Source organism: Sediminibacterium sp. FW305-C-49 (assembly GCF_058231085.1).
The window spans coordinates 108,995-132,526 of sequence record NZ_JBIQXS010000003.1; the positions used below are offsets into that span (position 1 = coordinate 108,995).

The window sequence follows — 23,532 nt, forward strand, 5'->3', positions numbered from 1 at the left end:
ATGAAGTTGCTGAAACTTGCGGCAATCAGTCTGGTATGTTTATTTGCGCTGGCTACGGCCATTGGCGCTTTATTGCCTTCAAAAGTATTGGTATCAAGGGCCGTCAATATCAATGCCCCTGCTGAAAAAATCCAGACGCAACTGAAAGATATCCGGCAGTGGAAGAATTGGGTAGAAGGAATGAATGACGGATCTGTACATATCAATTCAGCCAGTGAAGCAATCATTGGTAAGAGTAAAGTACAGATCACACAGGTAAGCGATACTATGGTCATAAGCGAGTGGATCAGCCCCCGGAATAAGAAGCAGGTGAGCACCATACAGCTTATTCATCAGCCACAACAAAACCTAACCATCGTTCAGTGGCAATTTGAACAATCTGTAGGATGGCTCCCCTGGGAAAAGCTGGGAACCATGATGAACGATAAGATACTCGGCCCTATGATGGAAAAGAATCTCGAAAAACTTCGTCAATATATAGAGGCGGAAACAGGCAATTTGTAGAGTTTTTCTGCCATTTTATCCCCATTTTTCAAAATAATCTTGCGGTTATTTGCAGTTTTGAAAAAATAATTGCAGTTTTATACCAGCATTACAACTAATGTTTGTTAGTTTAGGTGAACGTTAGATTCAGTTTTGACAACTTCTTATAAGGGTATATGGGAGTTGTTGGTTGTTAAATGAAAAAAGCCATCCTGCTTAGGCGGGATGGCTTTATCATTTATGAGCTGTTATTTTTTCATCAGATGATCAGCAAAGCATCACCATAACTGAAGAAACGATATTTGTCTTTAATAGCTTTCTTATATGCTTCCATCGCCAGATCATAACCAGCAAAAGCACAGGTCATAATCAGTAAACTGGTTTTAGGCAGGTGAAAATTGGTAACCAGACTATCTGCCACGTTAAAATTATAGGGTGGATGGATAAAATGGTTGGTCCAGCCTTCACTTGGCTTTAGTAATTTCTGTGCGGTAAAACTGCTTTCCATGGCGCGCATGGTTGTAGTACCAATAGAACAGATACGGTGACCACCTTCTTTTGCTTTGTTTACAATTTTACAGGCCTCCTCAGAAATAGCATAGTATTCTGCATCCATTTTGTGTTTGCTCAGGTCTTCCACTTCAATCGGACGGAAAGTACCTAAACCTGTATGCAGTGTTACTTCTGCAAAACGAATACCCAGTATTTCGCAACGTTTGATGAGTTCTTTACTGAAGTGTAAACCTGCAGTAGGAGCAGCTACAGCCCCTTCATGTTTTGCATAAACAGTCTGGTAACGCTCTTTATCCTCCTCGTCGGGTTTACGTTTGATGTATTTGGGAAGAGGGGTTTCACCCAAAAATTCAAGCATTTTTTTGAAGCTCTCATCGTCATCATCCCATAAAAAACGGATGGTACGACCACGGCTGGTGGTATTGTCAATGACTTCTGCAACCAGTTCCTCGTTGTCGCCAAAATACAATTTGTTGCCTACGCGGATTTTTCTTGCGGGATCAACAATCACATCCCATAAACGATTGGGTTTGTTCAACTCACGCAACAAAAACACTTCAATCTTGGCACCAGTCTTTTCTTTCCTGCCATACATACGGGCCGGAAATACTTTGGTGTTATTTACTACAAACACATCTTTATCATCGTAATACTCCAGGATATCACGAAAATGTTTGTTTTCCATGTGACCGCTTTTACGGTCTACTACCATGAGTCGACTGTCTTCTCTTCTTTTGGTAGGGTTTTGTGCAATGAGGTTAAGGGGTAAATCGAACTTAAATTGAGATAATTTCATGTTACGGCATGATTTTTTATGAAGTCGGCAAAGGTACGGATTTTTTGCCGTTTTTGGTGCAATCAAAGATTAGCCGGTTTTAACCGGCATTTATACCCGGAATGGCATCAATCAATTGCCGGGTATATTCGGTTTGGGGTGCATGATAAACAGCGTCTGCCGGCCCATGCTCCACAATTTTTCCGGCACGCATTACCATAATACGGTCGCTGATATACTTAACTACCGACAGGTCGTGCGAAATAAAAATGGCTGTAAACGAAAACGCTTTTTTCAGGTCATTTAATAAATTCAATACCTGTGCCTGTACACTTACGTCCAGTGCCGAAACACTTTCATCACAAACAATAAAAGAGGGTTCCAAAGCCAGCGCACGTGCAATGACAATTCTTTGTCTTTGTCCACCACTGAATTCATGCGGATAGCGATGATAATGACCGGCACCTAATTGCACCTTCTCCAGCAAATCAATAACTCGATCTTTTTTCTCCTTCACATTTTTTACCAAGCCATGAACCATTAAGGGTTCCCCAATAGCTTCCCCAATACTGATGCGGGGATTGAGCGAAGAATAAGGATCCTGGAAAATCAACTGCATATCGCGGCGAAAAGGCATTCTTTGTTTCGCTGTTGCATGGGTCAGGTCATGTCCCTTGAAATGGATGGCCCCTGCAGTTACCGGATTGAGTCCGAGTATCGTTCTTCCAATGGTGGTTTTCCCGCAACCCGATTCACCTACCAATCCCAAAGTCTCACCTTCATAAACTGTAAAACTTACTTCGTCTACCGCTTTCATATATTCAATGGGTTTCCCCAGAAAATTTCTCTTGACAGGGTACCAAACACAAAGATCTTTTACTTCGAGTATGGGTTGACCGATGACTGTTGAAACACTTGAAGCAACTGTAGTGTCAACCATGGTCCATTTTTTTTCTTCCAGTTTCTCATCCATAAAATCGCTTACCACAGGCAATCTTTTTCCTTTGGGATGTAAGACGGGTCTGCAGGCGAGTAAGGCTTTTGTGTAAGGATGTACGGGCTGTTGAAAAATCTGGTGCACATTCCCTTCTTCCAGTAATTTACCCCGGTATAAAACAGCTACCCGGTCGGCTATTTCTGCTACCACACCCAGATCATGTGTAATAAAAATAACAGCCATCTGGTGATGTAACTGTAATTCTTTTATCAGCGACAGAATATTTTTCTGAACCGTAACATCAAGAGCAGTGGTAGGTTCATCACAAATAAGTAAAGAAGGATTACAACTCATGGCCATTGCAATCATCACCCTTTGTTTTTGTCCGCCACTGAGCTGATGTGGATACCTGGCCCCGATTTTTTCAGGATGGGGTAATTGCACTTGTCTGAATAGTTCCACTACTTTTTGCTGTATGGCTTTTTCATCCATTTCAACGTGTCTGCGTATGGCTTCCGCTACCTGGTCACCACAGGTAAAAACCGGATTTAGTGCAGTCATCGGTTCCTGGAAAATCATAGCAATCTTCTGTCCACGTAATTGCTCCAATTCTTTTTCGGGTACTGATAAGAGATTAGTGGCATGGTCTCCATCATGAAAAACAATTTCACCAGAAGGATAAGCTACATTGTTACCCGTCAGCAGACGTAAAATAGAAAGTGCAGTAACAGATTTTCCCGACCCCGATTCACCCACAATGGCCAGTATTTCACTCGTACGGAGTTCAAGGTTCAGGTGATCAACAGCACGTTGGTTGCCAGAGGAGGATGTAAAATCTACACAAAGATCGCGGATCGATAAAACAGGTGCTGACATAGACAGCCACAATATAAGTTTGATTTGCTGATTCTGTCTGAATCCCGCACAAAATTAGGGCCGGGATGTGAATAGATTATTTTACCCTGCGCTGGCATTTATTGGGAGGCTTTCACCTAATTTTGCGCCAAACAGTTGTTAGTTTGGTAAGTGCGACCGGAAACTGTAAAAAGCCGATCATGATTCGAAAAGCCTGGTGGAAGATATTATCCTTTCTGTTATTAATGTATGTCTGTTCTTACGGTTTCCTGGTAGAAGTGCCAAAACTGGATGACAGGTTACAGGAATCGATTCGTAATTTCTTTTTTCATGTACCCATGTGGTTTGCCATGATGATACTGCTGGGGGTATCGGTGGTTTATGCCATAAAATACCTGCGTGGCAGCAAACCCATTCACGATCATTATTCAGTGGCATTTGCCGTTACAGGCACCATTTTTGGGTTTCTTGGATTGTCAACAGGCGCTATTTGGGCCAATTACCAGTGGGGTAGCCCATGGAGTGGCGATCCTAAACAAAATGGCGCTGCCATAGCAATGCTGATTTATCTGGCCTATTTTGTATTACGTGGTAGTATGAATGAAGAAGAGAAGAAAGCAAGAATAGGAGCTGTGTACAATATTTTCGCTTTTTTCATGCTTTTCCCAACACTTTGGATACTGCCCCGTTTAACGGAATCATTACACCCGGGAGGAGAAGGCAGTGAAGGCAATCCGGGTTTGAATGGGAAAGACATGGATGCCAACATGCGGATGGTATTTTATCCGGCAGTGATTGGATGGACATTACTAGGCGTATGGATCAGCACATTGCGGATTCGTTACAATATCATTAAAGAACAAAGATTAACCCATGAATAAGTTGCTGCCAAGAATCACCTGTACATTGTTTGCATTATTTCTTACTACACTGGTTGCTGCTCAGGAAACCGGTGGAGAAACAGATCTGATGAGAAGTAATGGAAAAATTTATGTAGTGATGGCTGTAGTTATTACTATTGTTGCAGCGCTCTTTATTTATGTGGCAAGCCTCGACCGCAAAATCAGTAAACTGGAGAAAGGCAGATAGTCAATAGACCATGGTCTGTTGACTATCTGCTCTACAATAAACGTCAAAAACAAAAACGATTAGCTCATGTCAGAACACAAACCGTATAGCTTCTTTCATAGTGTTGAGAGAAGTTTTGATAAAGCGGCCAAATTTACAAAATGGGAGAAGGGTTTGCTTGAACAGATCAAAGCCTGTAACAGCATTTACAGCATGCGATTCCCCGTTAAAATGGATGATGGCCGTATAGAAGTTATTGAAGCATACCGTGTGCAGCATTCGCAGCATAAATCGCCCTGTAAAGGTGGTATCCGTTTCAGTGATGAAGTGAACCAGGATGAAGTGATGGCACTGGCATCACTCATGACTTACAAATGTGCCATTGTGAATGTGCCTTTTGGTGGGGGTAAAGGCGGTATTAAAATCAATCCGCGTAACCACAGTGCATATGAACTGGAAAAAATAACCCGTCGTTATACGGCAGAACTGGTAAAGAAAAACTTTATCGGGCCTGGTATCGATGTACCGGCACCTGATTATGGTACCGGTGAACGTGAGATGGCATGGATTGTAGATACCTATGCTTCCTTAAAGCCAGGAGAAATTGATGCTGCAGGTTGTGTAACCGGTAAACCTGTTACGCAAGGTGGCGTTCGCGGAAGAAAAGAAGCAACCGGATTAGGTGTATTCTATGGTATCCGCGAAGTCTGCCTGATGGCTGATGTAATGAAAAAACTCGGATTGACGATAGGGGTGGAAGGCAAAACGGTAGTGGTACAGGGTCTGGGTAATGTAGGATACCATTCTGCAAAATTCTTCCGGGAAGCAGGTTCAAAAGTGGTGGCCATAGCAGAATATGAAGGAGCCATTTTCAATGCCAATGGATTGAATGAAGAAGAAGTGTTCCAGCATAGAAAGAAAACAGGCTCTATTTTGAATTTCCCAGGTGCTACCAACCTTGCTAAAAGTACAGATGCACTGGAACTGGAATGTGATATACTGATCCCTGCAGCTCTCGAAAACGTTATCAACGGTGAAAATGCACCACGTGTAAAAGCAAAGATCATCGGCGAAGCTGCCAACGGACCTTTAACTCCTGAAGCGGATGAAATATTTTCAGCAAAAGGAATTCTGGTAGTACCCGATATGTACCTGAACGCAGGTGGTGTTACGGTATCTTATTTCGAGTGGTTGAAAAACCTGAGCCATGTTCGTTATGGCCGCATGGAAAAACGTTTTACTGAAAACATGAATAACCATATACTCGGACAAATTGAAGAGTTGACAGGAAAACAGGTAACCGATAAAGAACGTTCATTCATTCTGCACGGACCTGAAGAGGTAGATCTCGTACACAGTGGTCTGGAAGAAACCATGATTACTGCAACACGTGAGATCATGGAGATATGGAAAAGCAATCCCGAAATTCCTGATATGCGTACCGCTGCCTATGTATGTGCCATCAATAAAGTAGGCACTTCTTATGCAGAGCTGGGTATTTTCCCATAGTAGTCCGAAAGACCAAAGTCGGAAAGTCCGAAAGATGATAAAAGAAAAGGAGAGCCATGCTCTCCTTTTCTTTTATGTACTAATTGATGTAATCCGGAATGGAATCAAGGTAAATAATTGCTTCTTCTTTTGTTGACCATCCTTTTGTTTCATTGCCATTGGTGATGATGATATAACTGGCTTGTAAAGAAGACTGGTATCTGAGCAATTGATGAAATACTGTTTCATCAACCGGTATGTCCATCTCTTTACATTCTACCAATAACCAGGGCTGATCATTTTTATACACAAGAATATCAAAACGTTTTTTTAGTTCACCGACCATCACTTCTTTCTCTACGGCAATCAGCGAAGCAGGGTATTGTTTTACTTGTAGCAGGTATTGCAGAAAATTCTGACGCACCCATTCTTCCGGGGTAAGTCTTATCCATTTTTTTCGCAGAGGATCAAAAATATGCTCCTTACCATCTTTCATCTCCATTTTAAAAGGGTAAGAAGGGTAGACAATTTTGATCATAACGTTTGTAGGTAGAATTGATTTTTTGTATTTTAGCCAATTAACTTGTTCAAAGATACCGGACAAGCACTCCAAAATAGTTATGTTATGAAGACGAAAGCAGAAATTGTGAACAACTGGTTGCCACGTTATACGGGGGAGAAACTGGAAAATTTCGGAAAATACATTTTGCTGACCAATTTCAGCAACTATGTAACCATGTTTGCCAAATGGAACAAAGTGAAAGTAGTGGGAACCGACAGGCCGATGCAATGTGCCACTGCAAACGGCATTACCATCATCAATTTTGGTATGGGTAGTCCGGGAGCGGCAACCATCATGGACCTGCTGACTGCTATTGCCCCTGAAGCGGTATTGTTTCTGGGTAAGTGTGGTGGATTAAAAAGAAGAAACAAATTAGGTGATCTGATACTACCGATTGCGGCCATCAGGGGAGAAGGTACATCGAACGACTATTTTCCACCAGAAGTACCGGCCATGCCTGCATTCGCATTGCAAAAAGCCATTTCCACCACCATTCGTGATTATAAAGTTGATTACTGGACGGGTACTGTTTACACCACCAACCGACGTGTTTGGGAACATGATGATGCGTTTAAAGCCTATCTCACCAAAGTGCGGGCCTATGCCATCGACATGGAAACAGCTACCATTTTCACCGTAGGCTTCTTTAATAAAATACCCACCGGGGCTTTATTACTGGTAAGCGACCAACCCATGATTCCGGATGGCGTAAAAACAGAAGCCAGCGATAAGAAAGTGACGGCCGACTATGTAGAAAAACATTTGAAAATTGGAATCGACTCACTCAAACAACTGATCAATAAAGGGCAAACGGTGAGACACCTGAGGTTTTAATGTTGGATGTCGGATGTCAGATGTAGGATTTATTTTGGCTATATATCTGACATCCGACATCATACATCTGACATCATACATCTGTTTTAGTCTTTCCACAGAAAAGGAAACAAAATCACTGCGAGGGCAATAACGAGAATATCAAGCCCAACGAGCATCAGTACCATTTGCCACCAGCCGGCCTGGATTACGTCGGAGAAACCTGTTCCTGAAATCTTCATCAACAATAATAGCTGGGGAATAATCAGCGGGAAACCCATGATGGCCATCATGGCCGATTGCTGCTGTGCTTTTGCAGCAATGGCTGCCAGGAAAGTAAATACCAGACTAAGGCTGATACCACCCAAACAGGCGATGGCAGTAAACTTCAGAAAATTTTGTAAAGGATTGCCGAGCAGCAGGGAGAACACAAGTAAACTCAGCAAACTCATCACCAGCATCAGCAGCAGGTTGAAAATGAGTTTGGCCAATACAAAATCGACTGGTCCGGCAATGGAATAGAAATATAACATCCTGCCACGTCCTTCGGCAAGAAAACTTTTGGCCACTGCATTCACACAAACAAAAAGCTGTATTACCCAGAATAAACCATTCCATACAGCATCATCCGGTTGCCCCATTGATAAGTAAACCACAAAAATAGTGGATGCCACATACAGGAGTATGCCATACAAAGTGTATTGCTGGCGCATTTCCAGCAGGAGGTCTTTCTTAACAAGTGCAAGTATAGTGGTGCTACTTTTCATGGTAACATTTACGGCAACGTGGTTCGTAGGTTTCTTTTTCTCCCAGCAGCACTTGTCCATCACCCGCCACTTTCCGGTAGGAAACATTGGCAATATTGCCACATTTCATACAGATGGCGTGCAATTTGGTGATATAATCGGCAATGGCCAATAGGTTGGGCATTTGTCCAAAAGGGCGCCCGAGGTAATCCATATCAAGTCCGGCTACAATTACACGTGTGCCTCTTAATGCCAGCATTTCGCATACATGCATGATTTCTGCATCAAAAAACTGGGCCTCATCAATACCTACTACATCCACATCCTGGGCCATCAGCAGAATCGTCTGCGAGTTCTCTATTGGGGTACTTTGAATACTATTGGCATCATGACTCACCACCTGCGTTTCGTCGTAACGAACATCGATGGCAGGTTTGTAGATTTCAACTTTTAGGTTGGCAATTTTGGCCCTTTTCAGCCTGCGGATCAGTTCTTCGGTCTTGCCGCTGAACATACTTCCACAGATTACTTCAATCCAGCCTCTGCGTTCACCTGTTAAATTCGGTTCTATAAACATGTTAATGTTTTATAATCGGGCGGAGCAAATTACTTTAAACGACGCTTATTTTCATATTTTTGTTTTTACTGAATTCAGGGTAGATCCCATGAGCAAATAAAAAATTGTATGAAAGAATTTTTTAAGAAGACTATTGTCGTGCTGCTGCTTATGGGTTTTGCTAATATGGTAACCGCCCGTCCGGGCTGTCATTTTACATCCGGCTCCCTTGCCGATGATGCAGATGAATTGCGTTTTAATAAGACCGAATCATTTACAGTGCTGGAGTACATGCTGGAGACCGTACACGGGTTACCGGATAACATTCCCAATAACGAAGAATCGGGAGCACATTACAGCATTTTCCGGGTAGTTGGTAAAACAACTTTACCCAGAGTTATTATTGCTGCCCAGCGCGATAAAGCACTATCGCCGCCAGCATATATAAAAACACATACCGGAGCCTTTAATCGGTTTTATCCCTCGCCGGCACTAGGACACTTTCATGGTTTCCTCTTTAGATTAACTCCGTTCTGATCTCCTCTGTTTTATTGATTGATTGCCTGTCCTGCATTGTATAACAGTGCGGGTAAACCTGTATTTATTCCATTCACAGACATCAAATTGTACAATGAGATCATTTTTACCCCTTGTATCATTCCTGTTTTTGTTTATGATATCCTGTAAAAGCAAAAGCACCGATCAACAAAATCAGCAAACCAATACAGAATTGCCTGTTGTAGCTATACTGAAAAAAGACACCCTGTTGTTAACAGAGTATGTTTCAGAGATACAGGCTGTACGTAACGTAGAAATCCGTGCAAGAGTGCATGGGTTTCTGGAGAATATTTATGTAGATGAAGGTCAGGAAGTAAGAAAGGGACAACTCTTATTTCAGATTAACGATCTTGAATATGTAACTGAAGTGGCCAAAGCAAAAGCCAATGTATCCAATGCCATGGCAGAGGCAAAAGCTGCAGAACTGGAACTCGACCGGATAAAAATGCTGGTAGAGAAAAAAGTAATTTCATCAACTGAATATGAACTGGCTTCCGCAAAACTAAGAGCCGCAAAGGCAAAAGTGGAAGAAGCGAATGCAATACAGGCTAGCGCGCAAAATAAACTTGCACTAACAAGTATTAAATCTCCATTCGATGGTATAATTGACAGGATACCATTGAAAATTGGTAGCCTCATCGATCCAGGTGCGTTATTAACCACCATTTCAGATATACACAATGTGTTTGCTTATTTCCATGTGTCGGAAAGTGAATACCTGCGCTTCAGGAAAGAAAAAAGCAATGCCACATCCCGCGAAGAAGCCATTCAGTTGGTATTGTCTGACGGAACAGCGTATCCACAAAAAGGTCATATTGAAACCATGGATGGAGAAATCAATGAAAATACCGGAGCCATTGCATTCCGGGCGAGGTTTCCCAATCCATCAAAATTATTGAAACACGGAGCCTCGGGCAAAGTAAGACTGACAAGTATAGTCAAAGACGCGATGTTGATTCCACAGAAATCTGTTTTTGAAATACAGGATAAGAACTATGTATTTGTTGTAGGAAAAGACAATGTGGTGAAGATGCGTGGTTTTACCTATCGAAACAGAGTGGCTGATTTTTATATTGTTGAACAGGGTATACAACCCGGAGAAATGATTGTGTATGAGGGAGTGAAGAATATTCGTGATGGAATGAAGATTACTCCGCGTATGATTACCGAAGCCAACTTTATTGCTTATTCCAAATAATCAGTCATGTTCGAAATATTTATCAAGCGGCCTGTGTTGTCGCTCGTGATCTCTTTATTGATCACACTATTAGGTGTACTTGCATTGTTTACATTGCCCGTTACACAGTTTCCCGATATTGTTCCTCCGTCTGTAACCGTTACGGCTAAATATACAGGTGCCAATGCCGAAGTATGTGCCAAAGCAGTAGCTACACCACTTGAAAGAGCCATTAATGGTGTGCCTGGTATGACATATATGTCATCGGTATCGAGCAATAATGGTATTACGTTGATCTCAATTGCATTTAAAGTAGGTACCGATCCCGATCTCGCCGCTGTGAATGTACAGAACAGGGTAACTACCGTACTCGATGAGTTGCCGGAGGAGGTAATTAAGGCGGGTGTAACCACTGAAAAAGAAGTAAACAGTATGTTGTTGTACCTCAACATTATGAGTGAAGACAGTACTGCTGATGAACAGTTCATTTACAATTTTGCCGACATTAATATTCTGCAGGAACTGAAACGTATTGATGGTGTAGGTTTTGCAGAAATCATGGGTTCAAGAGAGTATGCTATGCGTGTATGGCTGAAGCCGGATCGTATGCTGTCATACAATATCTCTGCACAGGATGTTGTAGCTGCTTTGCGTGATCAGAATGTGGAAGCAGCACCGGGTAAAACAGGAGAAAGCTCCGGTATGAATCCCGGTTCATTGCAATATGTATTGCGATATACTGGTAAGAAGTCAGAAGCCATGCAGTATGAAAATATTGTAATCCGTGCCGAATCAAATGGGTCGGTATTGCGCATGAAAGACATTGCTGATATCGAATTTGGTTCCATGACTTACAGCATGGAATCAAAAACAGACGGCAGACCATCTGCTTCCATCATGCTGAAACAACGTCCGGGTTCGAATGCTCGGGATGTAATCAATAATGTAAAGAAGCGGATGGAGGAACTGAAAGAAAGTTCTTTTCCGCCGGGTATGAATTACAATTTCGCATATGATGTTTCCCGATTTCTTGATGCTTCAATAAAAGAAGTGCTGAAGACTTTAGTCGAAGCCTTTATCCTTGTATTCATCGTGGTTTTTATATTCCTTCAGGATTTCAGATCAACCCTTATACCTGCACTTGCTGTTCCCGTGGCATTGATAGGAACACTTTGTTTTATGCAGTTGCTTGGGTTTTCCATTAACCTGTTAACATTATTTGCATTGGTGTTGGCAATTGGTATTGTGGTAGACAATGCCATTGTGGTGGTAGAAGCAGTGCACGTAAAGATGAGTGAACATCATATGTCTGCCATGGATGCTACCATTGCAGCTATGAAAGAAATCAGCGGTGCATTGGTGGCCATTACACTGGTGATGTCGGCGGTATTTGTTCCGGTAGCATTTTTGTCGGGACCAGTAGGCGTATTTTATCGCCAGTTTTCGCTCACGCTGGCCATCGCGATTGTCATTTCAGGTATTAATGCGGTAACACTTACACCGGCATTGTGTGCCATCATGTTAAAGCACCAGCACCTGCCGGCAAAGAAAAACTTGCTACATCGTTTTTTTGCGGTGTTCAATAAACGATACGACAACACCTCCAACAGGTATCAGAAATTATTAAAAGCGATTGCCGGAAAACGGGTCATTACCATATCGTTGCTGATCGTGTTTTTTGTTGCAACATGGGGTGTTTCAGCTGTATTGCCTGGAGGATTTATTCCAACAGAAGATCAGGGAATGGTATACGTGAATGTAACTGCACCGGCTGGCTCAACAGTAGAGAGAACGGAGACGGTAATGAAACAAATTCAGGAATCCATTAAAGAAATAGAGGCAATTGAAAACGTATCCACTCTTTCGGGGTATAGTCTTGTAACAGAAGTGGCCGGCGCATCTTATGGCATGGCCATGATTAACCTGAAGCCCTGGATGGAAAGATCCGAATCGGTAAATGATATCATTGCACTACTGCGAAAGAAAACTGCGCATATCAAAGATGCGGACATCGAATTTTTTCCGCCACCAACGGTTCCCGGCTTTGGCAATGCGAGTGGTTTTGAAATGCGCATACTGGATAAAACAGGTTCGGGAGACCTGAAAAAAACCGCAGAAGTAGCCAATGCACTGATAGATACACTAAAGAAAACAAAAGCCATAGGAACTGCATTCACCAGTTTCGATCCGTCCTTTCCACAATACCTGATTCATGTAGATCAGGATATGGCTGCACAGAAAGGTGTAACAATTGAAAATGCAATGAGTACACTACAAACATTGATTGGTAGTTATTACGCCACCAACTTTATTCGTTTCGGACAGATGTATAAAGTAATGGTACAGGCTTTTCCGCAATACCGTTCAAAACCGGAAGACATACTTCAGTTGTATGTAAAGAACGACAGGGGAGAAATGGTATCCTATTCCACATTCATAAAACTGGAACGGGTATTTGGCCCCGAACAGTTAACGCGTTACAACATGTATACATCAGCGCTTATTACGGGCGATGCTGCTCCGGGGTATAGCAGTGGTGATGCCATCAACACGTTAAAAGAAGTAGCCGATAATGCTTTGCCGAGAGGCTATAGTTATGAGTGGTCGGGTATGACGAGAGAACAGATACTATCCGGTAACCAGGCCGTATTTATTTTTGGTATCTGCTTATTGTTTGTATACCTCATTCTGGCGGCACAATATGAAAGTTTTCTTTTGCCACTATCTGTAATTCTTTCTTTACCTGCTGGGGTTTTTGGTGCTTTTCTAGGATTAAAATTATTCGGCCTGGAAAACAATATCTATGCACAGGTAGCACTGGTAATGCTGATTGGTTTGTTGGGTAAGAATGCAATCCTGATTGTAGAATTTGCCATACTTCGGAGAAAACAGGGGCTGCGCATTATCGATGCAGCGCTGGAAGGAGCAGTATCGAGGTTGAGACCAATCCTCATGACATCATTCGCATTCATTGCCGGACTTATTCCATTGTGTATTGCATCGGGAGCGGGGGCTATGGGTAACCGTTCAATCGGAACTGCTGCTGCAGCAGGTATGCTGATAGGTACCGTATTTGGGGTAATTGTTATACCCGGTCTTTATTACCTGTTTGCTCAACTCGCAGAAAAAACAAAAAGAAAAAATAATGCAATCGTGATTGTTACAGAAGAGAATGCTGAACAATACACAGATCAATAAACCTGTTATCCATGAAACAAATACTTAAACAATATAAATATCTGTTGATCATTCCGGCGCTTATCATGCTGGGTTGTTCTGTCCCAAAGTCGACACAGTCATTAAAAGAACTGAGATTGCCTGATACTTACCGGAACAGCAAGGATACATCAGGAATGCTGAACATGAACTGGCAGTCATTTTTCCAGGATACTGCCTTACTGCAATTGATAGAAGTGGTCCTGCAAAACAATTTCGATCTGCAAAAAGCAGTGCAGCGTATCAGCCTTGCAAAAGCGCAGATGAATATTACTGCCAATGCAAGACTTCCGCAGCTCGAAGCAATGGCATCAGCAGGATTTAATAAATATGGGAAGTATACAATTGATGGTGTGGGTAATTTCGATACAAATCTTTCTCCCAATATTTCGAAAGAACAACGCATCCCATTGGTAACACCAGATCTTTTTCTTGGCTTTAGAAGCAACTGGGAACTGGATGTATGGGGTAAACTCAACGACAGAAAAAAAGCAGCTTATTCAAAAGTGCTGGCATCAGAAATGGAAAGGCAGTGGCTTGTAACACAACTGGTCGCACAGGTGGCCGAAATGTATTACGAGCTGATAGCACTGGATAGTGAAATGGAAATCCTTCAAAAGAATATTCGTTTACAGGAAGATGCGTTAAGTGTGGTGAAAATCCAGAAAGCAGGCGGAAGGGCCAATGAACTGGCTGTTCAACAATTTGAGGCACAGGTGTACAATACAAAAAGTTTTTCAGCGGTCATCAGGCAAAGTATTGTGAAAACAGAAAATGAACTTAATCAGTTACTTGGCAGACTGCCACAGCCTGTAAAAAGAAGAAACTCAGTATTCAATCTGAAACTGGGAGGGGCAGTAAAAACAGGTGTACCATCAGATTTATTGGTGAACAGACCTGATATACGGGCAGTTGAAATGAAGCTGATGGCCGCAGGTGCTGAATTGAGTGCTTCAAGAAAATCGTTTCTTCCTTCTTTGAATATCACACCTTATATCGGATTTAATTCTTTTAATATAGCGCAGATGATAACGCCAGGTTCTATTGCTTATGGATTAATTGGTAGTATGACGGGCCCTGTATGGAACCGTGGTAAACTCAAAGGAATGTTAAAAGAGGCTGAGGCACAGCGAGCTGAAACATGGTATGAATACCAGCAAACAGTGTTGAAAGCCTACCAGGAAGTGGCTACAAGTATGGGGGCCGTTGTAAATAACGAAGAAGTATATGAGTTGAAGAAAAAACAGGCACAAACCCTGGAATCGGCTGTAGTAACGGCCCGGGAACTCTATGTGACTGGTTATGCTTCTTATCTGGAAGTCATATCCGCTCAGCAGGGCTCACTCGAAAGCCAGTTGCAATCTGTTATTACATATAAGATATTGTTACAGTCGCAGATCGATTTGTATCGTTCATTAGGTGGAGGGTGGCAATAAAATGAGTGGGAGAAATACTAAACAGTACTAAAAATCGTTAGTAACTTGTGTTTCTCCCCCAAAATCATCATGCCCATGGAAAGAGTAGGCACATTGATCAATAAATTGAAAGAACAGTTTGAGCAGGATGCAGATGCTGCCAAACTCCTTGTCAATACCCGCTTATTGCTGGCCGAACTACAAACGGCTTTGCAACAGCAACCTTCCACCATCAAAAGTAAGGTCTCTGTAACGATGCCATCTTCTTATGGAAATCTGACGGCTGCGATTCAGGAAACTGAAGCCCAAAAAGAAAATAATGCTGTTATTGAACCCATTGTTGAAGTGAAAGAAGTTGCCCCTGTAGCGGTAGTTGAAACAGAAAAAACAGAAGAAGCTGCTATTCCCTGGATGATGAATATACCGGTTGAAATTCCAACCATGGTACACCAGCCCTCACAGGTTCAGAAGGAAGTGTATGAACTGAATGAATTACTGGTAGCGCAACACGAACAACCGGAATTAAACGACAGACTAAAAGAAGAAAGGTTAGAAGTAGCTACCGTATTACAAAGTGCACCCGTGCGCGACCTCAAAAAAGCAGTAGGGATCAATGATCGCTATCTTTTTGTGAATGAGTTGTTCCGAGGCGATGAGAGCATGTATGAAAGAAGCATGAAAACCATCAATGGATTTACCATTTATCCGGAAGCCCAATACTGGATAGAAAGAGAACTGAAAGTAAAACTCGGGTGGGGTGATCAATGCGAAACGGCAAAATTATTTGATCAGTTGGTAAGAAGACGCTTTGCCTGAATATATTCAATGATCATAGCTGTAGCACCCGCCTGTTCCCTTACATATGCACCTGCAATAGTTCCCGCTTCTTTTAACAGGGTTTGATTGGATAACAATTCTTTTAATTGCGCTTCCAGTTCCAAAGCATCTTCCACACTAAATGCGGCACCCGCATCCACAAGATCAATAGCTTCCTGGTATTTATCGTAAACCGGACCAAATACTACAGGCTTATTAAATACAGCGGCTTCTAATGCATTGTGTATGCCATCATCACCAAACCCGCCTCCGATATAGGCAATGGTAGCATAATGGTAAAGTTTACTCAGCATGCCCATATTATCTATGATCAATACATTTTTATCGATAGCGGCATCGGGTTGCGAGACCAGTGTGGAATAACGTATGCTATGCTGGTACAGATGTTCGCATTCTTTCAGGCGGTCTTCATCAATATCATGTGGTGCGATGATAAAACGGATATCGGTATAGGTATTGGCAAAATGATCGAGTGCTTCATCATCATCTGTCCAGGTACTTCCTGCAACGATGACCGGGTGATGGCCACAAAATGTATCGATCAGCGGTAATGCTTCAAATCTGCCTGCAATTTGTAATACCCGATCGAATCGGGTGTCACCAGCCACTGAAAAATCCTGTGTCAGTTCAATTTGTTGCAAGAGTTCATATGAATCCTTGTTTTGTAGAAACAGATGAGAGAATTTCTGCAGCATGGAACGATGAAAACTGCCATACCATTTAAAAAATGGCTGATCGGGTCTGAAAATACCCGATACCAACAGAAGTGGAATATTTCTTTGCCTGATTTCATCCAGGTAATAATACCAGAACTCATACTTTACAAAAAGTACCAGTGATGGCTGAACAATATTTAAAAAACGACTGGCATTATAGGGGCGATCCATGGGTAGGTAACAAACATGGTCGGCTACCGGATCATTTTTTCTGATCTCATAACCCGAAGGTGAAAAGAAACTGACCAGGATAAAGTATGTCGGATACTGTTGCCTTAGCGCTTCAAGAATGGGCTTGCCCTGTTCATATTCGCCTAAGGAAGAACAGTGCATCCATACCACAGGCTGCTGGTTGGTATGAAAAACCATTGACAGTTTCCGGAATTGCTGTGTTCTTCCTCGCACCCAAAGTTTGGCCTTTGGGTTATAAAAAGATAATAACCATGCGGCTTTGGGGTATATCCAGACGAATAATCGGTACAGTAAACGCAATGGCGGTTATTTATAACCACAAAATAACAACTTAAACTTCTTGTAAACCAATTCATTGATTGATTGGCGGCACAAAAAAATGAGCTTTTTTGCAGTAATTTCGCAGCCTAAAGGTTATTGCGTATGAGACCTATTCAAATGGTTGACACAAAGAGGCAGTATGAACAGATTAAGACGGAGGTAGATGCCGCTATTCAGGAAGTGTTAGATTCAGCAGCTTATATTAATGGGAAAGCAGTACAGGACTTTGCACATGGATTGAATAAATACCTCGGGGTAAAACATACCATACCCTGTGCCAATGGTACCGATGCCTTGCAGATAGCCATGATGGCATTGGGTTTACAGCCCGGAGATGAAGTAATTACACCCTCATTTACTTATATCGCTACAACGGAAGTAGTAGCGCTGTTGAAACTCACACCTGTATTTGTGGAAGTGGATCCCAGAACTTTTTGTATGGATCCCGAAGCTTTGCGTAAAGCCATTACACCCAAAACCAAAGCCATTGTTCCGGTCCATTTATATGGACATGCTGCACCCATGGAAGAAATCATGCATATTGCAAAAGAGCATAACCTGTTTGTGATAGAAGACAATGCACAAGCCATAGGGTCTGATTACAGATTTTCAGATGGAACAGTAAAAAAAACAGGGACCATCGGAACCATTGGTGCTACATCATTCTATCCCAGTAAGAACCTTGGTGCCTATGGAGATGGCGGCGCCATTTTTACCAACGATGATGTTTTGGCGCAACAGTTAAAAATGGTGGCCAATCATGGTCAGCAAAAAAGATATTACCATGAAGTAGTAGGCTGTAATTCGAGACTTGATAGTATACAGGCTGCTGTACTGAATGTAAAACTAAAAAAACTGGATGAATACAATGCCGCGCGCCAATCAGTAGCTGCTTATTACAATGATGCATTTGCGGGCAATGATAAAATCACCACACCCTATGTGGCACCATATAGTACACATGTCTATCACCAGTACACCATGCTGTTAAACGGCGTAAACAGAGATGCGTTGGTGGCTCACTTAGCAGAATACAAAATCCCATCCATGATTTACTATCCGGTTCCGGGCCATAAACAGGATATGTTCAAAAATTTTGCATTACCTGCTTATGAACTGGCAACTACAGACTGGTTAACAGAAAGGGTCATTTCCTTACCTGTACATACCGAAATGGATGCTGAACAATTGGAGTATATTACACAACAGGTATTAAATTTTGTAAACAAATAAGGTATGAAGATTGCAGTTGTAGGAACGGGATATGTGGGCCTGGTAACAGGAACCTGTTTTGCTGAAACAGGCAATAAAGTAATATGTGTTGATATTGATACGTCGAAAGTAGAAAGATTATCCAAAGGAGAAATCACCATTTATGAACCCGGGCTGGAGAAAATATTTCTGCGGAACCTGAAAGAAGGAAGACTGAAATTTACAACCGATCTGGCAGCGGGTATCAATGAAGCAGAGATTGTATTTCTGGCTTTACCCACTCCACCCGGTGCCGATGGTGCAGCCGATCTGAAATATGTTTTAGGGGTAGCAGAGGAACTCGGTAAAATATTAACCGGTTATAAAGTTATTGTTGATAAAAGTACTGTTCCTGTTGGAACTGCCGACAAAGTAAAACAGGCCATAGCCGCTAATTACAAAGGAGAATTCGATGTGGTGAGTAATCCCGAATTTTTACGTGAAGGTGTGGCAGTAGACGATTTTATGAAGCCCGACAGGGTAGTAGTAGGAACGGATTCGGAAAAAGCCAGAAAAATTATGGGCGATCTCTTTGCGCCTTTTGTTCGCCAGGGTAACCCGATTGTTTACATGGATGAACGTTCAGCGGAATTAACCAAATACGCTGCCAACTCATTTCTGGCGACCAAAATTTCTTTTATGAACGAAATAGCCCAGCTCTGTGAAAGAATGGGGGCCGATGTTGACATGGTGCGTCGTGGAATCGGAAGTGATGACCGTATTGGAAAAAGATTTTTGTTCCCGGGTATTGGTTATGGTGGAAGTTGTTTTCCAAAAGATGTGCAGGCACTGGTACGTTCAGCAGAAGAAGCCGGGTATGATTTTAAAATTCTGAAATCCGTAGAGCAGGTAAATGCAGCACAAAAACTTCATATGGCACAAAAGATTGTTCGTTATTTTAACAACGATCTGAAGGGAAAAACACTGGCGCTATGGGGGCTTGCATTTAAGCCTAATACAGACGATATCAGGGAAGCACCTGCATTGGATATGATCCGTTTTTTACTTGATAAAGGTGCTAAAATAGCTGCTTTTGATCCTGAAGCGATGAACAATGTAAAACAGGTGTTAGGTGATGCAATTGTTTATGCGGAAAATCAGTATGATGTATTGAACAACGCAGATGCATTGATTATCGCCACAGAATGGAGTGAGTTCCGTACACCCGATTTTGAAGCTATCGAAGCAAAACTTGGTAACAAAGTCATTTTTGACGGAAGAAATTTATTTGATGTAAAACAAATGACAGATATGGGTTATCACTATGAAAGTGTGGGGAGGAAATAAAATAGTCGATAGTTAATAGTTCATGGCCTGTGGACTATCTACCTACAATTACAAATTATGTCAAAAAAAAGAATACTCATTACAGGTGCAGCGGGGTTCCTTGGCTCACATCTTTCCGATCGGTTTATTCGTGAAGGGTACCATGTAATTGGGATGGATAACCTCATCACAGGCGATATGAAAAATATCGAACACCTGCTGGGGTTGCCTGATTTCGAGTTCTTTCATCACGATGTAACCAAGTTCATCCATGTACCGGGTCATCTCGATTATATTCTTCATTTTGCTTCACCTGCAAGTCCGATCGATTATTTAAAGATTCCGATTCAAACCCTGAAAGTGGGTGCATTGGGTACACATAACTGTCTTGGATTGGCCAAAGAAAAAAAAGCCAGAATACTGGTAGCATCTACCAGTGAAGTGTATGGTGATCCATTGGTGCATCCTCAAACAGAAGAATATTGGGGTAATGTAAATCCGGTTGGACCAAGAGGTGTATACGATGAAGCCAAACGTTTTATGGAATCCATCACCATGGCTTATCATACCTATCACGGTGTGGAAACAAGAATCGTTCGCATTTTCAATACCTATGGCCCACGTATGCGATTGAATGATGGAAGGGCTTTGCCTGCATTCATTGGTCAGGCCTTAAGAGGAGAAGACCTTACTGTTTTTGGTGATGGCAGCCAGACCCGTTCATTCTGTTATGTAGACGATCTGGTAGAAGGTATATACAGGTTACTGATGAGTGATTATGCGCTGCCTGTAAATATTGGTAACCCTAATGAAATAACACTGCTGGCATTTGCAGAGGAAGTATTAAAACTCACGGGCTCTTCCGTAAAAATTGTACATAAACCATTGCCGGTGGATGATCCTAAACAACGCAGACCCGATATTACGAAAGCCAGGGAAATACTGGGTTGGGAGCCTCTGATTGACAGAGCCGAGGGACTGAAAAAAACCTATGAATATTTTAAGGCATTGCCAAAAGAGGAATGGTCAAAACAACCCAAAGAATTTAATTAACGATGGCAAAACCAGTCATTCTAGTTACAGGTAAACAGGGGCAGCTGGGTTGGGAACTCACGCAACTGGCGGATGCTTATCCTCAGTTCAATTTTGTTTTTTTAGATAGAACAGAATTGGATCTTTCTGATCCGCAGTCCATACAAAAATGTATCGGGCAATACAGGCCCGCCTATTTTATTAACTGCGCTGCCTATACAGCTGTTGATAAGGCAGAAACAGAGCAGGCTTTGGCCTATCAGGTAAATGCAGAGGCACCAGGAGCCATAGCAGATGCTTGCAGAAAACAGGGTGCAACACTCATTACCATTTCTACTGATTATGTCTTCAATGGCAGGGGAACAAAACCCTATGCTACTGATGAAGCAACAGATCCTGTAAATTATTATGGGTACAGCAAGCAGGTGGGCGAGCAGTTGGCATTGACCAACAACCCCGCTACAATTATTATCAGAACATCATGGGTGTATAGTTCGCACGGTAATAATTTTGTAAAGACGATGCTGCGGTTGATGAAAGACCGCGATACATTAAATGTAGTGGCCGACCAGGTGGGTTCGCCAACTTACGCACGTGACCTGGCTACGGCAATCTTGCAGATCATTGTGCAATTAGAAAAAGGAAATAAACAGTACGGCATTTTTCATTACAGCAATGCAGGCGTTACCAACTGGAGCGATTTTGCAAGAGCGATTGCTCAACAGGCATCTCTGTCCTGTAGGGTGAACGGAATAACAACAGCAGAATATCCCACACCTGCTAAAAGACCTGCTTATTCGGTAATGGATACGAGTAAAATAAGTACGACTTACGGAATTGTTATGCGTGACTGGAAAGAAGCACTGCAGGAATGTATTTTGCAGCTTCAATATTAATTTTTTGAGACCGTATTAGCCACCCATCCACTGACCAATGGTTAACCGGTGCCCTTCCGGAAAACGGATCGCGAATTCACGCATCATCCATGGTTTGGTAGAAGGTTCATCAAAAGTGGGTACATCATTTTTCTTTAGCTCATTGTAATAAGCATCAACATCATCCACCCGCAGGTAAGCAAAATAACTATGGTCGCCAAGTTCGTTAGCAGGTGTCGCGTCCTTACATTCGCCAAGCATCATCATGCAATTATCTTTCTGAAGAAAGACCCAACCATCAGGTCGGTTGACAACACTGAATCCTATTTTTTCAAGAAATGCAACATGTACATCGAGATCATGAACTGCTAGAACATGGTGATTCTGGAGAATGACAGACATAAGCTAAGGTTTGTATAAAGTTAGCAGTATCCCAAAGACAACCGTTTGTCAATTCTATAGCAGAACCCAATGGAGAGAAATGTACTTTTATAGTATGGAAATACGCAACAGCACTCTTGCAGACATAGATACTATTTTCTGTTTATACAGGATGGCAGCCCAATACATGAAAGAAAGATTCTGGGTGCACTTCCCCGAGTTCGATAGAAATATGGTGATCAAAGAAATACAAGAAGGTCGGCAATGGAAGATGATGATTGATGGAGAACTGGCCTGTATATGGGCCATCACATTTAATGATCCGGACATATGGGAAGAAAAAGACGCTGATCCATCCATCTATATTCATCGTATAACAACTGTGCCCGAATTCAGGGGCAGGCATTTAGTGAAAGAAATTGTGAACTGGGCAAAAACATATGCAAAAGAGCAAGGAAAAAAATATGTACGCTTAGATACAGTAGGAGAGAACCAGAAACTTATTCAGCATTACCAGGAAAGCGGGTTTCGATTTCTTGGACTGGTGGAATTAAAAGACACCAGCCAGCTGCCCGATCATTACAAACTGGATAAAGTAAGCCTGTTCGAGCTGGAAGTTTAAGTTCTGGCCCATGGAGCGCCGCCATAGTGAACCAGTTTATTATTTTGTTCGAGTGTATTTAAAGCAGGTGTACTGGCAATAAGGGTATTGGCAAAATTGAGTGTAGAATCTTTCACTTCATTGGCAACATCTATTAATTCAGGAACGGCTCCCTGTAATTCCGGTGCAACATTGGTTCTTAATGCATCTTCCGTGTCATCCGCAGCATTTTCTATCCATTGCTGAATACTATAGGGTGAAACTTGCTCTCCGGCATGTGCATCAAAATCTCCGAAATTCAAATTGGCAAATTCAGCATCAACAGGAGCCCCGCCTTTAATGGCCGCACGATCATCAAACATATCTGTAGCGAGTCTTCTCAAAACCCGCATATAACGTCCTTCCAGTGTGATATGCGTGTTATTGCCTGCAGTAAAATTGGCTCTGCTGAAAGTAGGTGCAGCGTCAGTGGCAGTTTCTACTTTTTCCCTTTTTCCGGCGGCACCCGATGGCACAATATCGGCTGGTAATGCATGTTCATGAATAGATTGCGGATCACTCGTGGTACTTCTGGATAAATGCACATAATCTGATGGATCAGTAGAATCAATGATCTGCATATTTTTTTTCCAGTTAACCCCATCTTTGGCGTACAGTGTTGTTTGCCTTTCTTCTCTCTGTACAACCGGCATTTGATAGCTCTGCTGATATGAATTAGCCATGCTTTGATAAGCCATTAACTGTATTGAATTATCATTATTGTCTGCCGCTGATTGCAAATAAGGAAGCCCATTCCGGGCAGGTAAACTTAGCGACTCACTCATTGGAGCATCATCTTTTCTTGAGTGACTGTCGTTAGCAGTTTGCTGAATATTGGTTGGATGTACGTACATATTCT

General features: G+C 42.2%; 23 protein-coding genes. 15 read left to right on the top strand and 8 right to left on the bottom strand.

Features of this window, described 5'->3' with window-relative positions; translation table 11 throughout:
- Positions 1 to 504 carry an SRPBCC family protein gene (locus ACH3Z1_RS14580; protein WP_490822725.1) on the top strand — a complete coding sequence of 168 codons (504 nt, stop codon included), beginning with the start codon at positions 1 to 3 and terminating at the stop codon, positions 502 to 504.
- Between the two features lie 238 nt (positions 505 to 742).
- Here the strand turns inward: ACH3Z1_RS14580 and queA are convergent, their stop codons facing one another.
- Both queA and ACH3Z1_RS14590 read right to left on the bottom strand, forming a co-directional pair.
- On the bottom strand, positions 743 to 1,792 hold the full coding sequence (gene queA, locus ACH3Z1_RS14585; protein ID WP_133475510.1) for a tRNA preQ1(34) S-adenosylmethionine ribosyltransferase-isomerase QueA: 1,050 nt from the start codon (positions 1,790 to 1,792) through the stop codon (positions 743 to 745).
- Between the two features lie 79 nt (positions 1,793 to 1,871).
- Complete coding sequence (locus ACH3Z1_RS14590) at positions 1,872 to 3,584, bottom strand: ABC transporter ATP-binding protein (RefSeq protein WP_490822726.1); 1,713 nt, start codon at positions 3,582 to 3,584, stop codon at positions 1,872 to 1,874.
- A 179-nt stretch (positions 3,585 to 3,763) separates the two neighbouring features.
- On the opposite strand from ACH3Z1_RS14590, the gene ccsA reads away from it, so the two are divergent.
- From ccsA to ACH3Z1_RS14605, 3 genes are all read left to right on the top strand, one after another.
- Positions 3,764 to 4,444: a cytochrome c biogenesis protein CcsA gene (gene ccsA, locus ACH3Z1_RS14595; protein WP_490822727.1), complete on the top strand. Its 681-nt coding sequence runs from the start codon at positions 3,764 to 3,766 to the stop codon at positions 4,442 to 4,444.
- A complete protein-coding gene (locus ACH3Z1_RS14600; protein ID WP_490822728.1) occupies positions 4,437 to 4,652 on the top strand; it encodes a CcmD family protein in 216 nt (71 codons plus the stop codon). The genes ccsA and ACH3Z1_RS14600 overlap by 8 nt, the downstream gene beginning before the upstream one ends.
- 66 nt (positions 4,653 to 4,718) lie before the next feature.
- Positions 4,719 to 6,140 (top strand): Glu/Leu/Phe/Val family dehydrogenase, encoded by a 1,422-nt coding sequence (locus tag ACH3Z1_RS14605; protein ID WP_490822729.1) that lies wholly within the window; start codon positions 4,719 to 4,721, stop codon positions 6,138 to 6,140.
- Positions 6,141 to 6,219: 79 nt separating this feature from the next.
- Here ACH3Z1_RS14605 and ACH3Z1_RS14610 read toward each other — a convergent pair whose 3' ends face one another.
- A complete protein-coding gene (locus ACH3Z1_RS14610; RefSeq protein ID WP_490822730.1) occupies positions 6,220 to 6,657 on the bottom strand; it encodes a type I restriction enzyme HsdR N-terminal domain-containing protein in 438 nt (145 codons plus the stop codon).
- A gap of 87 nt (positions 6,658 to 6,744) precedes the next feature.
- Here ACH3Z1_RS14610 and ACH3Z1_RS14615 point away from each other — a divergent pair, with 87 nt between their 5' ends.
- Positions 6,745 to 7,515 carry an AMP nucleosidase gene (locus ACH3Z1_RS14615; protein WP_490822731.1) on the top strand — a complete coding sequence of 257 codons (771 nt, stop codon included), beginning with the start codon at positions 6,745 to 6,747 and terminating at the stop codon, positions 7,513 to 7,515.
- Between the two features lie 86 nt (positions 7,516 to 7,601).
- Here ACH3Z1_RS14615 and ACH3Z1_RS14620 read toward each other — a convergent pair whose 3' ends face one another.
- Entirely contained in the window at positions 7,602 to 8,261 is a 660-nt protein-coding gene (locus tag ACH3Z1_RS14620; RefSeq protein ID WP_490822732.1) for a heme exporter protein CcmB, read from the bottom strand.
- On the bottom strand, positions 8,251 to 8,817 hold the full coding sequence (locus ACH3Z1_RS14625) for a thymidine kinase (RefSeq protein WP_490822733.1): 567 nt from the start codon (positions 8,815 to 8,817) through the stop codon (positions 8,251 to 8,253). Before ACH3Z1_RS14625 ends, ACH3Z1_RS14620 begins: the two co-directional genes overlap by 11 nt.
- A gap of 108 nt (positions 8,818 to 8,925) precedes the next feature.
- Between ACH3Z1_RS14625 and ACH3Z1_RS14630 the strand changes: the two genes are divergently transcribed.
- The 5 genes from ACH3Z1_RS14630 (at position 8,926) to ACH3Z1_RS14650 (ending at position 15,978) form a co-directional block, all read left to right on the top strand.
- Entirely contained in the window at positions 8,926 to 9,333 is a 408-nt protein-coding gene (locus ACH3Z1_RS14630) for a hypothetical protein (protein ID WP_490822734.1), read from the top strand.
- Positions 9,334 to 9,427: 94 nt separating this feature from the next.
- Entirely contained in the window at positions 9,428 to 10,552 is a 1,125-nt protein-coding gene (locus ACH3Z1_RS14635) for an efflux RND transporter periplasmic adaptor subunit (protein WP_490822735.1), read from the top strand.
- Positions 10,553 to 10,558: 6 nt separating this feature from the next.
- The gene (locus tag ACH3Z1_RS14640) at positions 10,559 to 13,729 is read left to right on the top strand and encodes an efflux RND transporter permease subunit (protein ID WP_490822736.1); all 3,171 of its coding nucleotides are present in this window, start codon (positions 10,559 to 10,561) and stop codon (positions 13,727 to 13,729) included.
- A gap of 11 nt (positions 13,730 to 13,740) precedes the next feature.
- On the top strand, positions 13,741 to 15,183 hold the full coding sequence (locus tag ACH3Z1_RS14645) for a TolC family protein (RefSeq protein ID WP_490822737.1): 1,443 nt from the start codon (positions 13,741 to 13,743) through the stop codon (positions 15,181 to 15,183).
- A gap of 75 nt (positions 15,184 to 15,258) precedes the next feature.
- The gene (locus ACH3Z1_RS14650; RefSeq protein WP_490822738.1) at positions 15,259 to 15,978 is read left to right on the top strand and encodes a DUF8457 domain-containing protein; all 720 of its coding nucleotides are present in this window, start codon (positions 15,259 to 15,261) and stop codon (positions 15,976 to 15,978) included.
- Here ACH3Z1_RS14650 and ACH3Z1_RS14655 read toward each other — a convergent pair.
- On the bottom strand, positions 15,951 to 17,207 hold the full coding sequence (locus ACH3Z1_RS14655; RefSeq protein ID WP_490822739.1) for a 3-deoxy-D-manno-octulosonic acid transferase: 1,257 nt from the start codon (positions 17,205 to 17,207) through the stop codon (positions 15,951 to 15,953). The genes ACH3Z1_RS14650 and ACH3Z1_RS14655 overlap by 28 nt on opposite strands.
- Before the next feature lie 123 nt (positions 17,208 to 17,330).
- On the opposite strand from ACH3Z1_RS14655, the gene ACH3Z1_RS14660 reads away from it, so the two are divergent.
- From ACH3Z1_RS14660 to rfbD, 4 genes are read left to right on the top strand one after another with little or no spacing between them, the layout of a single operon-like run.
- A complete protein-coding gene (locus tag ACH3Z1_RS14660; protein ID WP_490822740.1) occupies positions 17,331 to 18,461 on the top strand; it encodes a DegT/DnrJ/EryC1/StrS family aminotransferase in 1,131 nt (376 codons plus the stop codon).
- A 3-nt stretch (positions 18,462 to 18,464) separates the two neighbouring features.
- Positions 18,465 to 19,766 carry a UDP-glucose dehydrogenase family protein gene (locus tag ACH3Z1_RS14665; protein WP_490822741.1) on the top strand — a complete coding sequence of 434 codons (1,302 nt, stop codon included), beginning with the start codon at positions 18,465 to 18,467 and terminating at the stop codon, positions 19,764 to 19,766.
- A 57-nt stretch (positions 19,767 to 19,823) separates the two neighbouring features.
- Positions 19,824 to 20,798, top strand: coding sequence for a UDP-glucuronic acid decarboxylase family protein (locus tag ACH3Z1_RS14670; protein ID WP_490822742.1), 975 nt, complete (start codon positions 19,824 to 19,826; stop codon positions 20,796 to 20,798).
- A gap of 2 nt (positions 20,799 to 20,800) precedes the next feature.
- Positions 20,801 to 21,673, top strand: coding sequence for a dTDP-4-dehydrorhamnose reductase (gene rfbD, locus ACH3Z1_RS14675; RefSeq protein WP_490822743.1), 873 nt, complete (start codon positions 20,801 to 20,803; stop codon positions 21,671 to 21,673).
- A gap of 15 nt (positions 21,674 to 21,688) precedes the next feature.
- Here the strand turns inward: rfbD and ACH3Z1_RS14680 are convergent, their stop codons facing one another.
- Positions 21,689 to 22,054 (bottom strand): VOC family protein, encoded by a 366-nt coding sequence (locus tag ACH3Z1_RS14680; protein WP_490822744.1) that lies wholly within the window; start codon positions 22,052 to 22,054, stop codon positions 21,689 to 21,691.
- Between the two features lie 94 nt (positions 22,055 to 22,148).
- On the opposite strand from ACH3Z1_RS14680, the gene ACH3Z1_RS14685 reads away from it, so the two are divergent.
- Positions 22,149 to 22,655 (top strand): GNAT family N-acetyltransferase, encoded by a 507-nt coding sequence (locus ACH3Z1_RS14685; RefSeq protein WP_490822745.1) that lies wholly within the window; start codon positions 22,149 to 22,151, stop codon positions 22,653 to 22,655.
- Here ACH3Z1_RS14685 and ACH3Z1_RS14690 read toward each other — a convergent pair.
- Entirely contained in the window at positions 22,652 to 23,527 is an 876-nt protein-coding gene (locus tag ACH3Z1_RS14690) for a hypothetical protein (RefSeq protein WP_490822746.1), read from the bottom strand. The genes ACH3Z1_RS14685 and ACH3Z1_RS14690 overlap by 4 nt on opposite strands.
- Positions 23,528 to 23,532: the final 5 nt, after the last annotated feature.

What these genes read in the sequence shown, in the direction of transcription:
- ACH3Z1_RS14620 (WP_490822732.1), bottom strand. Translation starts at nt 8,261, where the DNA reads ATGAAAAGTAGCACCACTATACTTGCACTTGTTAAGAAAGACCTCCTG.
- ACH3Z1_RS14690 (WP_490822746.1), bottom strand. Translation starts at nt 23,527, where the DNA reads ATGTACGTACATCCAACCAATATTCAGCAAACTGCTAACGACAGTCAC.
- ACH3Z1_RS14600 (WP_490822728.1), top strand. Translation starts at nt 4,437, where the DNA reads ATGAATAAGTTGCTGCCAAGAATCACCTGTACATTGTTTGCATTATTT.
- ACH3Z1_RS14615 (WP_490822731.1), top strand. Translation starts at nt 6,745, where the DNA reads ATGAAGACGAAAGCAGAAATTGTGAACAACTGGTTGCCACGTTATACG.
- rfbD (WP_490822743.1), top strand. Translation starts at nt 20,801, where the DNA reads ATGGCAAAACCAGTCATTCTAGTTACAGGTAAACAGGGGCAGCTGGGT.
- ACH3Z1_RS14630 (WP_490822734.1), top strand. Translation starts at nt 8,926, where the DNA reads ATGAAAGAATTTTTTAAGAAGACTATTGTCGTGCTGCTGCTTATGGGT.
- ACH3Z1_RS14605 (WP_490822729.1), top strand. Translation starts at nt 4,719, where the DNA reads ATGTCAGAACACAAACCGTATAGCTTCTTTCATAGTGTTGAGAGAAGT.
- ccsA (WP_490822727.1), top strand. Translation starts at nt 3,764, where the DNA reads ATGATTCGAAAAGCCTGGTGGAAGATATTATCCTTTCTGTTATTAATG.
- ACH3Z1_RS14625 (WP_490822733.1), bottom strand. Translation starts at nt 8,817, where the DNA reads ATGTTTATAGAACCGAATTTAACAGGTGAACGCAGAGGCTGGATTGAA.
- ACH3Z1_RS14685 (WP_490822745.1), top strand. Translation starts at nt 22,149, where the DNA reads ATGGAAATACGCAACAGCACTCTTGCAGACATAGATACTATTTTCTGT.
- ACH3Z1_RS14660 (WP_490822740.1), top strand. Translation starts at nt 17,331, where the DNA reads ATGAGACCTATTCAAATGGTTGACACAAAGAGGCAGTATGAACAGATT.
- ACH3Z1_RS14670 (WP_490822742.1), top strand. Translation starts at nt 19,824, where the DNA reads ATGTCAAAAAAAAGAATACTCATTACAGGTGCAGCGGGGTTCCTTGGC.
- ACH3Z1_RS14645 (WP_490822737.1), top strand. Translation starts at nt 13,741, where the DNA reads ATGAAACAAATACTTAAACAATATAAATATCTGTTGATCATTCCGGCG.
- ACH3Z1_RS14635 (WP_490822735.1), top strand. Translation starts at nt 9,428, where the DNA reads ATGAGATCATTTTTACCCCTTGTATCATTCCTGTTTTTGTTTATGATA.
- ACH3Z1_RS14640 (WP_490822736.1), top strand. Translation starts at nt 10,559, where the DNA reads ATGTTCGAAATATTTATCAAGCGGCCTGTGTTGTCGCTCGTGATCTCT.
- ACH3Z1_RS14650 (WP_490822738.1), top strand. Translation starts at nt 15,259, where the DNA reads ATGGAAAGAGTAGGCACATTGATCAATAAATTGAAAGAACAGTTTGAG.
- ACH3Z1_RS14680 (WP_490822744.1), bottom strand. Translation starts at nt 22,054, where the DNA reads ATGTCTGTCATTCTCCAGAATCACCATGTTCTAGCAGTTCATGATCTC.
- ACH3Z1_RS14610 (WP_490822730.1), bottom strand. Translation starts at nt 6,657, where the DNA reads ATGATCAAAATTGTCTACCCTTCTTACCCTTTTAAAATGGAGATGAAA.
- queA (WP_133475510.1), bottom strand. Translation starts at nt 1,792, where the DNA reads ATGAAATTATCTCAATTTAAGTTCGATTTACCCCTTAACCTCATTGCA.
- ACH3Z1_RS14580 (WP_490822725.1), top strand. Translation starts at nt 1, where the DNA reads ATGAAGTTGCTGAAACTTGCGGCAATCAGTCTGGTATGTTTATTTGCG.
- ACH3Z1_RS14590 (WP_490822726.1), bottom strand. Translation starts at nt 3,584, where the DNA reads ATGTCAGCACCTGTTTTATCGATCCGCGATCTTTGTGTAGATTTTACA.
- ACH3Z1_RS14665 (WP_490822741.1), top strand. Translation starts at nt 18,465, where the DNA reads ATGAAGATTGCAGTTGTAGGAACGGGATATGTGGGCCTGGTAACAGGA.